At 43.3% G+C, this 13,477-nt stretch carries 10 protein-coding genes, 1 tRNA gene and 1 pseudogene; 9 read left to right on the plus strand and 3 right to left on the minus strand.

The genetic code is table 11. The annotated features are described in order from the left end of the window. Positions 1 to 189: pseudogene (locus H8S63_RS19850) on the plus strand (hypothetical protein); the annotation flags it as partial. Between the two features lie 316 nt (positions 190 to 505). On the opposite strand, the gene H8S63_RS08470 reads toward H8S63_RS19850, so the two are convergent. Then, positions 506 to 2,500 carry a glycoside hydrolase family 97 protein gene (locus H8S63_RS08470; protein ID WP_186926475.1) on the minus strand — a complete coding sequence of 665 codons (1,995 nt, stop codon included), beginning with the start codon at positions 2,498 to 2,500 and terminating at the stop codon, positions 506 to 508. Between the two features lie 133 nt (positions 2,501 to 2,633). Then, a complete protein-coding gene (locus tag H8S63_RS08475; RefSeq protein WP_186926477.1) occupies positions 2,634 to 4,826 on the minus strand; it encodes a GH92 family glycosyl hydrolase in 2,193 nt (730 codons plus the stop codon). A gap of 238 nt (positions 4,827 to 5,064) precedes the next feature. On the opposite strand from H8S63_RS08475, the gene sppA reads away from it, so the two are divergent. From sppA to H8S63_RS08505, 6 genes are all read left to right on the plus strand, one after another. Next, on the plus strand, positions 5,065 to 6,843 hold the full coding sequence (gene sppA, locus H8S63_RS08480) for a signal peptide peptidase SppA (protein WP_186926479.1): 1,779 nt from the start codon (positions 5,065 to 5,067) through the stop codon (positions 6,841 to 6,843). Between the two features lie 9 nt (positions 6,844 to 6,852). After that, on the plus strand, positions 6,853 to 7,983 hold the full coding sequence (lpxK, locus tag H8S63_RS08485) for a tetraacyldisaccharide 4'-kinase (RefSeq protein ID WP_186926481.1): 1,131 nt from the start codon (positions 6,853 to 6,855) through the stop codon (positions 7,981 to 7,983). Next, entirely contained in the window at positions 7,940 to 8,749 is an 810-nt protein-coding gene (locus tag H8S63_RS08490) for a purine-nucleoside phosphorylase (RefSeq protein WP_186926483.1), read from the plus strand. The genes lpxK and H8S63_RS08490 overlap by 44 nt, the downstream gene beginning before the upstream one ends. 18 nt (positions 8,750 to 8,767) lie before the next feature. Then, the gene (thiL, locus tag H8S63_RS08495; protein WP_186926484.1) at positions 8,768 to 9,802 is read left to right on the plus strand and encodes a thiamine-phosphate kinase; all 1,035 of its coding nucleotides are present in this window, start codon (positions 8,768 to 8,770) and stop codon (positions 9,800 to 9,802) included. A 165-nt stretch (positions 9,803 to 9,967) separates the two neighbouring features. After that, positions 9,968 to 10,043: transfer RNA gene (locus H8S63_RS08500), tRNA-Phe, on the plus strand. Positions 10,044 to 10,516: 473 nt separating this feature from the next. Beyond that, positions 10,517 to 11,752: a site-specific integrase gene (locus H8S63_RS08505; RefSeq protein ID WP_007838832.1), complete on the plus strand. Its 1,236-nt coding sequence runs from the start codon at positions 10,517 to 10,519 to the stop codon at positions 11,750 to 11,752. A gap of 81 nt (positions 11,753 to 11,833) precedes the next feature. On the opposite strand, the gene H8S63_RS08510 is transcribed toward H8S63_RS08505, so the two are convergent. After that, the gene (locus H8S63_RS08510) at positions 11,834 to 12,016 is read right to left on the minus strand and encodes a hypothetical protein (protein ID WP_229038421.1); all 183 of its coding nucleotides are present in this window, start codon (positions 12,014 to 12,016) and stop codon (positions 11,834 to 11,836) included. A 35-nt stretch (positions 12,017 to 12,051) separates the two neighbouring features. Between H8S63_RS08510 and H8S63_RS08515 the strand changes: the two genes are divergently transcribed. Further along, complete coding sequence (locus H8S63_RS08515; protein WP_007838828.1) at positions 12,052 to 12,327, plus strand: hypothetical protein; 276 nt, start codon at positions 12,052 to 12,054, stop codon at positions 12,325 to 12,327. Between the two features lie 20 nt (positions 12,328 to 12,347). Next, the gene (locus H8S63_RS08520) at positions 12,348 to 13,475 is read left to right on the plus strand and encodes a hypothetical protein (RefSeq protein ID WP_186926486.1); all 1,128 of its coding nucleotides are present in this window, start codon (positions 12,348 to 12,350) and stop codon (positions 13,473 to 13,475) included. Positions 13,476 to 13,477 lie beyond the last annotated feature (2 nt).

Raw genomic sequence — 13,477 nt, forward strand, 5'->3', positions numbered from 1 at the left:
TATCAGGATAAAGATGAAATAATCAATAGAGTCACCAGGCATGTGTCGGAAAACACCGGACATGGAAGGATTGAGACAAGAACATGCACTGTAGTCAGTTATGGATCTATTATGGAGAATCCGAAAAGACTAAAAGCCGGATGGGATGAAAAATATTTATCACAACTTTTACAGGAAAATAATTTTTAATGCGTCTGCCCTGCAGAGTGCTACGATCTGTTCACTCTGGTGCAACGACGCAGATAGTAGCAGGAAGGAATGGCTATGAGTAAGGGAAAAACAATAAGATATAAGGTGAATGATACACAGGAAAGCTGTAAACAATAGGAAGTTGATTGATAATAGAAATGGGGCAGAACTCACTTTTTACCAAAACCACCCTCACTACAACTATCTGTAGCGAGGGTGGTTTTTAGTTTATAAAAGTTTTGACGCACTCCCACCTATTTTCAGACTTATCAAATCCGTTCAATATTTAGATAGAATATAGACCCTAAAGTAACTATTATTTGATCTTCAGTGCAAAACCACCTCCGGGTGCCAAATGAATTTTCAACTTACTGTCATTTTTTATCCGGAAAGATTCGCATTTATAATCACGTCCAACCCGGTGGGCATTCATTCCATCCTTAAATAATGTAACATCGTATGTTTTGTCGCCCAAGAAGGAACAATCCACTTCGACGTCACGTGCCGTCCAATTGGTGATTCCACCTACATACCAGACATTTCCACTCCGGCGTGCTGTTACGATATACTCTCCCATCTTACCATCAAGCACGATACTTTCATCCCACACTGTCGGAACATCAGCAATAAATTCTGTTGATTCCGGTTCGCGCATATAGTTGCTCGGCGTATCACACAACATATTGAAAGGAGATTCAAATACAACATACAGAGCAAGTTGACGGCAACGAGTTCCCTGACTCATCGGTTCTGAATTGCAAGGATAATAGTTACCTTTCGAAGCATTGCGCATCGCCCCTTGAGTGTAGTCCATCGGACCGGATACTTGACGAGTGAAAGGAATCATCACGTCATACTTCACCTGGTCCACCGAAGCCGGGCTCCATTTCATCTGTTCCAGACCATTGACACCTTCAAAGTTCAATACATTCGGGTAAGTACGATTCAAACCGGCCGGTTTGTGCGTTCCGTGCAAGTCGAGGATCAGTTTGTATTTAGCACACATTTCGGCAGCCCGATAATTGAACGCAGTCATAAGCTGATCGTCACGATCCATAAAATCGACCTTAAAACCTTTTACTCCCATGTCGGCATAATGACGGCAAACGTTCTCCATATCACGCTCGAAAGCATAATAACCGGCCCAAAGAATGATGCCTACATTTTTGGAGGCTGCATAATCTACCAATTCTTTCAGATTAATCTCTTTCACCACTTGCATCAAATCCGCTTGCAGATTTACCGCCCAGCCTTCATCAAGTATCACATATTCAATACCGTTTGCAGAAGCAAAATCAATGTAGGCTTTATAAGTCGGATTATTTACTCCGGTCACAAAATCAACGCCATCCAAGTTCCAGTTATTCCACCAATCCCATGCCACTTTACCGGGTTTGATCCATGAAATATCCGTCAGACGGGAAGGAGCAGCCAACAAATAGCTCAAGTTGCTTGCTGCCAAATCCTTATCGGAAGTGGTAACAATGCTCATGCGCCACGGGAAATTCCGGGGTTTATCTACTTTGGCAATGTAAGCTTCATGTTCTTTCACCAACATTTGAAGTTGATTGTGTCCGCCCTGCACCATCTTCTTGGGGTATGGAGCGAAACGTCCCGTCAACCGATTTTCTCCTTCAATAGCAGACAAATAGAGGCCGGGATAATTCTCCAAATCGGATTCTGTGATACAAACCTTAACGCCTTCACCGGCATCCACGACTAATGGCAAAAACATCAAACGTTTTTTATTCAGCTTCGATAATGGATCGGTAGTATAAGTATTTTCGAATGAATTGAAATATTGAGAGTTATAATCACCGTCCTTTCCTGTTTTTACATAAGGTACAGAAGCTACCATATCGGATGGAAAATGATAATCTACTGTTTCATCTACCACGTTGAAAGGTTTCTTCGCACGGCTGACAAAGCGATAAGCAATACCATCATTGTACGCACGGAACTCTACATTCCAGTCTTTTTTAAACCGAAGAGTCAGTTCATTATAGTGGTCTCTTAATTCACTGGCACGATAGAAAGGAGAAGGAATCATCTGATCTACTTTTTTCCCGGAAGTGCCAGACAACTTTGCTTTCTCTCCCCAGACTTCTCCGTTATCCAATGTCATCGAAATCGGAGAAGGAGCAAGGATCTGCCGTCCGTAACAGCAGATGTCATAAGTCAGCTTGTCACTTACAGTAATCGTTGTTTGAATCTTTCCATCCGGAGAGTTCAAAGTAAATTGTTTTTGCGCCTGTACCGTAAGCGTACATGCGACAACACACAAGAATAATAAAATCTTCAGTTTTTTCATGGTTTTAATTATAGTAGTTATCAAATTATAAGAAGAATGATGCAAAAATAAAATAAACAAATTATTTAATTAAAACTTGAATAACTCGTTTTAAAAGAGATGTATTTTGCAAGCTTTGCATTATCTCTTTTGATTACTTCATCTTATAAACCAGCGTTCCTCCTTTTACAATATCTTCATGCGAAATCGTTTTCTTTGTATATGGTTCGCCATTCAATGTAATACTATCTACATATTTATGTTCTTTCGACAAATTCTCCGCAATAATCGTGAAAGTCTTTCCATCGGCCAGATGCAAGGTCATCTTCGACAACTGTGGGGCACCGAATACATATTCCGCACTTACCGGATCTACCGGATAGAATCCCATCGCACTAAGCATATACCAGGCAGACATCTGTCCGCAATCATCGTTTCCACAAAGTCCATCAGGTTTATTCTTGTATTGAGTATCGAATATTTCACGAACCAGTTCTTGTGTACGTTCCGGACGACCTGCCAGTGCATATAAATAAGTTACATGATGACTAGGCTCATTACCATGAGCATACTGACCGATCAGTCCGGTTACATCTGACAGACTTTCGCCCTCCAACTTAACGGTAAACAAAGAATCTAACTTATTCAGGAAAGGCACTTCACCACCAAACAAACTGATCAGTCCCGGTACATCATGTTGTACATGCCAAGTATATTGCCATGCATTTCCTTCTGTATAATCTCCACCGATACTTTCAGAATGTCCTAACGCACTTGGATTAAATGGAGCCTTCCAGGTTCCGTCAGCCTTACGCGGACGCATGAACTTCGTCTGCGGATCGAACAGATTTTTATAATAATCAGCACGCTTTGCAAAATATGCCGCATCTTCCTCTTTACCCAGACGATGTGCCATATCGGCAGCTGCATAATCATCATATACCGACTCTAAAGTAGAAGATACAGATTCAGCTTTTATCAGATCTGTCGGGAAATAGCCATATTTTGTATAAACTTCCCAATTGGATTTCAACGGATGAGACACCGTCTGCGTCTTCTTTATTATATTGAAAGCACGTTCAGCATCAAAGCCACGGAATCCTTTACGATAAGCTTCGGCAATGACTGATACACCGTGATTACCAATCATACAGAAATTCTCTTTACCCCATAATCCCCAAATAGGCAAGAAACCCTGCACTTCACCTTGTTCGATCAACGAATTGACAAAACCATCCACACGTTCGGGGATCACTAATGTATAGAATGGATGGGCAGCACGATAGGTATCCCACAAAGAGAAGGTAGAATAGAAAACACCCGTTCCCGCTTTTACTATTGAATCGGCAGCGTTGCGATACATACCGTCTACATCCGAAATCTGGTTAGGCTGAATCAATGCATGATAGAAACAGGTGTAGAAATTTGTCTTTTCATCATCCGTACCGTCTATGTCAATACGACTCAAATAATTATTCCATTCATCATGAGCGGCAGTTTTCACTCCCTCAAAATCCCAAGCGGGAATTTCCGCCTCCAAATTTTTTCTGGCACCTTCTATACCGGTAGTGGAAAGGGCTACTTTCATCATCAACTCATCTCCCGGTTGCATATCGAAAGTCGCAATGATGCGTTTTCCTTTTTCAGTCTTGCCCATCGGCAGGTAAAGCGAATCGACTACCGGACGATTAAATTTCATGATAAAGAAATAATCCTGATCCACCCATACTGTGTTATTGACGTGCCCGGTCAGTGTCTGCGCATCTTCCCAGTTTACTTCACAACTGTTGACCTGTGAATGATATTGTTCTTCTCTCCATGCAGGACCATGCTGCAAGTCTATCAGAACAGAAGCGGAATCGGCTTTATGATAAGTATAACGGTGAAGGGCTGCATGGATAGAAGCGGTCAGTTCCGCTTTCACTTGAGGATCGGAAAGTTCAACTGTATAATAACCCGGAGTAGCAGCTTCCTTATCTTTAGAGAAGCGGCTACGATAAGCATTCCATGCACGAGTACGTGTACCCGTTACCGGCATGACGAGAATGTCTCCCAAGTCCATACATCCGGTTCCATTCAGATGTGTCTGTGTAAATCCCCATGCCAGAGAATCTTCATAAACATATTCCGAACAGTACCGCCAACCGACTGCTCCCGTCACGGGGCTAGTCTGTATCATTCCGAAAGGGCAACAGGCTCCGGGAAAGGTATGCCCATTATCGGCAGCACCAATAAAAGTATTAACGTACTGAGTATAATCCTTGATTTCCTGCTTTTCCGTTGGAGTGCAAGAATACAAAAACAAGCTAATTAAAGCCATAGCCATAAAGGGGGATTTTCTTTTCATGGTAAATATGATATTAAAGTTGATACCGCATTAAAAGTTACGTTGCAAAAATAAAGAATTCTTTCTATTTAGGAAGGTCGACCACAGACAAATATACTTAAATCTCAAACGATAAAAACCCGATTTATACAGATTCATTGTGATAAAACAAAAATTCGCACGACTTATTGAATAAATATCAACTCAATTATTTATCTTTGTTAGCTTAATAACTAGCTGATAAAAAATTATTAGTATAATGAAAGATTTCTTGAAATTTACACTTGCCACAGTGACAGGTATCATTTTGTCAAGTATTGTATTATTTATAATCGGCATGGTAACGCTGTTTGGTATCATGGCTGCTTCGGATACGGAAACGATAGTCAAAAAGAACTCCGTTATGATACTCGACCTGAACGGAACGTTGGTGGAACGCACGCAAGAAGATCCACTAGGTATTTTATCACAGTTGTTCAACGACGATTCCAACACGTATGGACTGGACGACATTCTTTCGTCTATCAAGAAAGCTAAAGAAAATAAGGATATCAAAGGGATTTATCTGCAGGCAAATTCGTTGGGGACATCATACGCTTCTCTACAAGAGATTCGCAATGCGCTGCTCGACTTCAAGGAAAGTGGCAAATTTGTCATCGCTTATGCCGACTCTTACACTCAAGGGCTTTATTATCTTTCCAGTGCAGCCGACAAGGTTCTGCTAAATCCTAAAGGAATGATTGAATGGCGGGGGATTGCCTCCACCCCTTTGTTCTACAAAGACTTATTGCAGAAAATTGGAGTAGAAATGCAAGTATTCAAGGTAGGGACATACAAATCCGCCGTAGAGCCGTTCACCGCTACAGAGATGAGTCCGGCTAACCGTGAACAGGTCACGGCATTTATCAGTTCTATCTGGAGCCAGGTTACCAAAGGCGTTTCCGCTTCCCGAAATATTCCCGTAGATTCATTAAAAGCCTATGCCGACCGTATGTTAATGTTCTATCCGGCGGAAGAGAGCGTCAGATGTGGATTGGCCGATACGTTGGTTTATCGCAATGATGTACGCGATTACCTTAAAAGATTGGTAGATATAGACGAAGACGACAATCTTTCTTTGTTAGGATTGGGTGACATGATAAACGTAAGGAAAAATGTGCCGAAAGATAAAAGCGGGAATATTATAGCAGTTTATTATGCCAGTGGTGAAATTACAGATTATCCGGGCTCTACAACTTCAGAAGAGGGTATTGTCGGCTCCAAAGTCATTCGCGACCTTCGCAAGCTGAAAGATAATGATGATGTGAAAGCCGTTGTTCTCCGCGTCAATTCACCGGGTGGCAGTGCTTTTGCTTCCGAGCAAATCTGGTATGCGGTGAAAGAACTGAAAACAAAGAAACCGGTAATTGTTTCTATGAGTGACTATGCCGCATCAGGAGGCTATTACATTTCTTGTGGTGCCGACACAATCGTAGCAGAGCCAACAACGCTGACCGGTTCCATCGGAATCTTCGGTATGGTTCCCAATGTAAAAGAATTGACCGATAAAATCGGTTTAAGCTATGATGTAGTAAAAACGAATAAATATGCGGATTTCGGCAATATCATGCGTCCGTTCAGTGAAGGTGAAAAAGCATTGCTCCAAATGATGGTAGCCGAAGGATACGACACTTTCATAACCCGATGTGCCGAAGGACGCCATACAACCAAAGAGGCAATAGAAAAGATCGCCGAAGGTCGTGTATGGACAGGTGAGGCCGCCAAAGAACTGGGATTAGTAGATGAATTGGGGGGAATCGATAAAGCATTGGATATTGCTGTTGCCAAAGCCAGAGTCGGAGGATACACCATTGTGTCTTATCCGGAGAAAAAAGACGTATTGTCTTCTCTGCTTGATACGAAGCCGACTAATTACGTAGAATCACAATTACTGAAAAGTAAGTTAGGCGAATATTACCGGCAATTCGGTCTGCTAACGAACCTGAAAGAACAATCTATGATTCAGGCACGTGTTCCGTTTGAACTGAATATTAAATAAAACGCAAACATGGACGATCACTTTATCAAGATACACAAATGGCTTTATCCTGCCTCCTGGCTCTATGGAATGGCGGTAAGGGTGAGAAACAAGCTTTTTGACTGGAATTTTTTCCAATCAAAGAATTTCGATATACCTGTCATCAGTGTAGGTAATCTAGCCGTAGGAGGAACAGGAAAAACTCCCCACACCGAATATCTGATAAAGCTTCTTTGTAATCAATATAATGTAGCTGTATTGAGTCGGGGATATAAACGGCACACGAAAGGTTATGTGCTTGCCATTCCGGAAAGTACAGCAGAAAGTATCGGTGATGAGCCTTACCAGATACATCAGAAGTTTCCATCTGTCACAGTAGCGGTCGATGAAAAACGTTGTCATGGCATAGAGGAGTTGCTTGCATTGGAAAAGCCTTCAATAGATATCATTCTGCTGGATGACGCTTTCCAGCACCGTTATGTCAAGCCGGGACTGAGCATTCTATTAACAGATTATCATCGCTTATTTTGTGATGACACATTACTTCCCGCAGGTAGGTTACGTGAGCCTGTCGGCGGCAAAAACCGTGCACAAATCGTCATTGTGACCAAATGTCCGCAGGATATCAAGCCCATTGATTACAATATTATCGCAAAACGTCTGAACCTTTATCCCTACCAGCAGTTATTCTTTTCTTCGTTCCTATATGCTAATTTGCAACCGGTATTTCCAGCCCAGCCATCGGATGCAGAGATGGCTTCGGTGAACAAAGAGATTCCATTATCCGCATTAACGGATACGAATGTATTACTGATGACCGGTATCGCTTCACCTGTCTCTATCCTCGAAAAGCTGAAAGACAGTGCAAAGCAGATAGATTTATTGGAGTTCAATGATCATCACGATTTCAGTAGCCGGGATATGCAGCGTATCAAAGAACGGTTCAATGAGCTGAAAGGGGAACATCGGTTAATTATCACTACCGAGAAGGATGTAACACGCCTGATTAATCATCCGGCTTTGGACGAAGCTTTAAAACCATATATCTATGCCTTGCCTATTGAAATAGAGATTTTACAGAATCAACAAGATAAATTTAACCAACATATTATCGATTATGTTAGAGAAAATACAAGAAACCGCAGCTTATCTGAAAGGTAAGATGCATACCAGTCCCGAAACCGCCATCATACTTGGCACCGGGCTTGGCAGTCTGGCCAATGAAATTACCGAGAAGTATGAAATCAGTTATTCGGATATCCCGAACTTTCCGGTATCTACGGTCGAAGGGCACAGCGGCAAACTGATCTTCGGCAAACTTGGCAATAAAGATATTATAGCCATGCAAGGTCGTTTCCACTATTATGAAGGTTATTCTATGAAGGAAGTAACTTTCCCTGTACGTGTAATGCGTGAATTGGGTATCAAAACCTTGTTTGTATCTAATGCGAGTGGTGGTACCAATGCAGATTTCGAAATCGGTGACTTGATGATTATTACTGACCATATCAATTATTTCCCCGAACATCCGCTTCGCGGAAAGAATATCCCTTATGGTCCCCGTTTCCCGGATATGAGTGAAGCATACAGCAAAGAGCTGATTCATAAAGCGGACGAGATTGCCAAAGAAAAAGGAATCAAAGTTCAGCATGGAGTGTATATCGGTACACAAGGTCCCACTTTTGAGACTCCTGCCGAATATAAGCTATTCCACATTCTCGGTGCTGACGCTGTAGGCATGTCCACCGTTCCGGAAGTGATTGTAGCCAATCATTGTGGTATCAAAGTATTCGGTATTTCTGTCATTACCGATTTGGGAGTAGAAGGAAAAATCGTTGAAGTAACGCATGAAGAAGTTCAGAAAGCTGCCGATGCCGCTCAACCGAAAATGACTACAATCATGCGTGAACTTATTAACCGTGCCTAAACAACTATCCCGAATTATATGAGAACTGAAATAGCATCTCTCGGTGAGTTCGGCCTGATAGACCGTCTCACCGGAGGAATCGAACTGAAAAATGAATCCAGCAAATATGGAGTGGGCGACGACGCTGCCGTTCTCTCTTACTCTTCCGAAAAGCAGATGTTGATAACCACAGACCTGCTTCTGGAAGGCGTACATTTTGACTTGACATACGTCCCTTTGAAACATTTAGGATATAAGGCTGCCATAGTCAATTTTTCCGATATTTATGCCATGAATGGCACTCCCCGACAGATAACAGTATCACTCGGTCTCTCTAAGCGTTTCAGCGTAGAAGATATGGATGAGCTTTATTCGGGTATCCGACTTGCGTGTCAGCAATACAATGTCGACATTGTCGGAGGGGATACGACTTCTTCCCTCACCGGACTTACCATCAGCATAACCTGTATTGGTGATGCAGACAAAGATAAAGTTGTATACCGCAACGGGGCTAAAGAAACAGATTTGATTTGTGTCAGCGGAGATTTGGGAGCCGCCTACATGGGATTACAACTATTGGAACGGGAAAAAAATGTTTTGAAAGGTGAAAAGGACATACAACCTGATTTCTCCGGCAAAGAATATTTATTGGAGCGTCAGTTAAAACCGGAAGCCCGCAAAGACATCATTGAGAAACTTGCTTCTGCAAATATTGTCCCGACCTCCATGATGGACATCTCTGACGGTCTATCTTCGGAGCTTATGCATATATGCAAACAAAGTAATGTCGGCTGCCGTGTTTACGAAGAACACATCCCTATCGATTATCAAACAGCTGTGATGGCTGAAGAATTCAATATGAATCTGACTACATGTGCTATGAATGGAGGTGAAGATTATGAACTTCTCTTCACCGTACCTATCGCCGACCACGAGAAGGTTTCACAAATGGAAGGTGTCCGTCTCATAGGTCACATCACCAAACCGGAACTAGGTTGTGCATTGATTACCCGCGATGGACAAGAATTTGAATTAAAAGCACAAGGATGGAATCCATTAAAGGAGGAGAAATAAGAAACCTCTGTATATAACAAAATTATTTTCATTCCATATAACACTGATAATAAGGCCACTAACTTTTTATCAGTGTTTTTTATTTCCAGAAGATTTGTGTATTCCAAAAGTTTCACTACCTTTGCAACCGCAAAAGAGAAATAACTGAATCAAGTTAACTATCTTGGTGTCATAGCTCAGTTGGTAGAGCAAAGGACTGAAAATCCTTGTGTCCCCGGTTCGATTCCTGGTGACACCACCAAAGAAAGTACATAAATGCTTTTCACACATGAAAACCCTTGAATTAGAGATAGTTCAAGGGTTCTTTTTTTTACCCTCACTACGCATTCCGCTACATATTTGTGAAGTTGGACTTTGCCAATTCAGTGGCTTTTTTTAAGGCTTTTGAAAAAGCCATAAATATGCACCATACTTCATTGTTTTTCAGCTGTTTGACAATTTCAATCTCCGGTGTGAAAAAGTAATTTTGCACACATGACCGGATGAAGTCGAAAAAGTGAAAGAAATTTAAAAATTCGGTATTTCCCATCGGGATAAAAAAAAGGAATCGAACCCGGGATACAAAAGGCAATTCGAACCTGAGAAAAATGGGATTTTTATGGCTTTTCCACAAGTCCCTCAAAAAAGCCACCGAATTTAACATTTCGCTCCACGTCCTCATGCCATCCGGTTTTGACGAAACAATTGAATGTAACACCTCAAAAAACAAAAGTGATGAAACAAGGAACAATGAACATTCTGTTTTTCGTGCTTAAAACGAAATTGTTGAAAAACGGTGAGGCACCGGTATTGATGCGGATAACCATCAATGGAGACTATGACGATGTACGTATCCAAAGAAGCGTACCCCTGAACTTATGGAACGCCGCCAAAGGATGCAGTAAAGGCAGGGACAGGGCATCAGTGGCACTGAACGCCTATATTGCCGAACTGCACGCACGCGCCTTGGAAAAACACAAGGAACTGGTATTGGAACAGGCCTTGATTACCCCAAAACTGATTCTTAAACGTGTTTTCGGGAAAGACACCGAAATGCGTACACTGCTCGGCACCATGAGGGAAGGCATCAAGGAAATGGAAACATTGGCGGGTATAGACTACTCTCCCGTCACGATCAACCGGTATAAGAACGTGGTGAAGAAATTACAGCTGCTCATCCCCTCTTATTACGGAAAGGAGGATGTCACTTTCCATGAGCTGACACCGGAGTTCATCCGTGCGTTTGACATCTACCTGAAAACGGAGGCGGGGTTGTGCCGGAACACCATAGTCCGTTATATGAAATGCTTCAAGAAATTTACCAATATGGCATTGGCAAAGGAATGGATACGCAAGAATCCCTTTTACGGCTACAAGATGGAGCAGGACGAGACCGATCCGGTATTCCTGACCTATGACGAGTTGCAGACCGTAATGAAAAAGAAATTCACCATTCCACGGCTTGAACTGGTCAGGGATGTCTTTGTCTTCGCGTGTTTCACCGGTCTGGCATTCTCCGATGTTGCCAGTCTGAACAAAGAGAATCTGGTACAGGACAATCTCGGAGACTGGTGGATAAGAAAAGGAAGGGTCAAATTGGAACACCGTAGGAAGGCCTCTTCCATCAGCAATATTCCATTGCTGCCCGTACCCCTGGCCATATTGGAGAAATACAAGGAACATCCGACCTGCATTAAGAAAGGATGCTGTTTGCCCGTCATGTGTAATCAGAAGATGAACAGCTACCTCAAGGAAATAGCCGATTTCTGCGGCATTAAGAAGAATCTGACCACGCATGTAGCCCGTCACACTTTCGGGACTACGGTCACGCTTGCCAACAATGTGCCTCTTCAAGATGTTTCCGTCATGCTCGGCCATGCCTCCACACGTATGACACAGCATTATGCACGGGTCATGAACAGCAGCCTGAAAGAAGCAATGAACAACGTGAAGGAGCGTCTTGCACAATAAGTATACAAATTCAGTCATTAAGCCGTCCCCCTAGGGATGGCTTTTTTTGTAATCTATAATTCACAATATCCTGCCGTTCTTTCAATTTCTTACCTGCAAATATAGCCATTTGTCGGGTTGATTGCGCAAGGCGGCCCCTTTCAGGGGCTGGTTGGCTAAAAGAAAATCATCCTCGCTTCGCTGCGGTATTTTCTTTTGCCAAGCCTTGCTCAATCCCCGACAAAGGACAGCCCGGCAAGTAAGAAAACGAAAATCCGGCTCCATGGAGCCGATCATGTCAAACTTTAAAAAATAAAGGTATGAACAGAAAGACGACAAGCAAAGGACAGCAGGAAGCCAATCCGGAAATGACGATGTTGGTTTATCGGGAAATGAGCTATCCTGCCCGGGAAGTGCAAGGCAAAGATGGGAACTATCTGGTTTCCGTAGAAAGACTGGAACAGGAACTGCTGGATGGCATCAGAAGCCTTGATCCGGCAGCATTCGATTTGGACGAAGAAATCGCTTACTATTGTTCGGACGAAGAGATCCGCCTGTTGACGGACGATGAACTGGAAGAAATGATTTACGGCTGACATTTAAAAAAGTAATGATTATGAATGAAACAACAGCAAAGGTCTGCGAAGAGCAAGTAGCAGACCTTACCATAGAGAATGCACACAGGGTCACGATGATCCGGAAAAAAGGTACGGACTATCCCCCCGTACCGTTCCATTTCAGAAAGGAGCATCATGAAACGGGCAACTATGTACACCTGTACGGAAATCCGGAAGATCGCAATGAATTGCATTCCAGGGATTTCAAAGACTGGCAAGCCGTAGCATTCAAACATCCGGGCTATCTGGATGATATGTGGAAACAGGCTTGCGACGCATACGCCTGGAGTTCCTTCAATCCGGAGATTCGCGGCGAGACGGACATCATGATTTACGGAGAGGAGCTGCACAACGACCTGCAACTCATGCCGGAAGAGGAAGGGGATACATACATCGCCGCCTACCGGCAGAAGTTGTCCGCCCAGCTCTCGGTCCTCTCCCACTGTGCCAACCCGATGGTGACGGGACGGAGCGGATTTGATTACTACAGGCAGGAAAAAACGAACAGAAGCTATCAGAACTGTTACGAAGAATTCCGCAATTGGCGGAAAAAAGTTCTTGAAACCATCAGACGGAAAAAGGAAGCCGCACGACCGGAGGAAGAGAAACAGGAAAAGGCATGGCAGACGCTCAAACGCGACATCAAGAGCAGTGCCGACACCATCCATGGGATTGATACCGGACAATGCCGGGGCTATAGCCGTGCCCTGTTTGTCAGCAGCATCCTGAACAAGGTATCCACCCTGGCCAATCACGGGGAAGTGGAAATCGTCCGTAGGGCCGTGGACTTCATTTCCGAATATAACGCAAGGGTGAAGAAACCCGTCATCACACCGAGAAACAAATTCTTCCAATTGCCGGAACTGGCGGAACGGATGCGCGAAAAGCTGAAAGCGATGCAAAGCCGGGAAAACAAGGAAGTGCCGTTCGAGGGCGGAACACTTGTATGGAACTATGGGGAAGACCGCCTTCAGATCCTGTTTGACAGGATTCCCGAAGACAGCAGACGAAAGGAACTGAAATCCTCCGGATTCCGCTGGTCACCCAAAAACAAGGCATGGCAACGGCAGCTTACCTCCAATGCTCTCGGTGCCGCAAAAAGATTGTTGGACCTTCAAAACATCTGAGC

Source organism: Bacteroides sp. NSJ-39, from assembly GCF_014287315.1.
GTDB lineage: Bacteria > Bacteroidota > Bacteroidia > Bacteroidales > Bacteroidaceae > Bacteroides > Bacteroides finegoldii.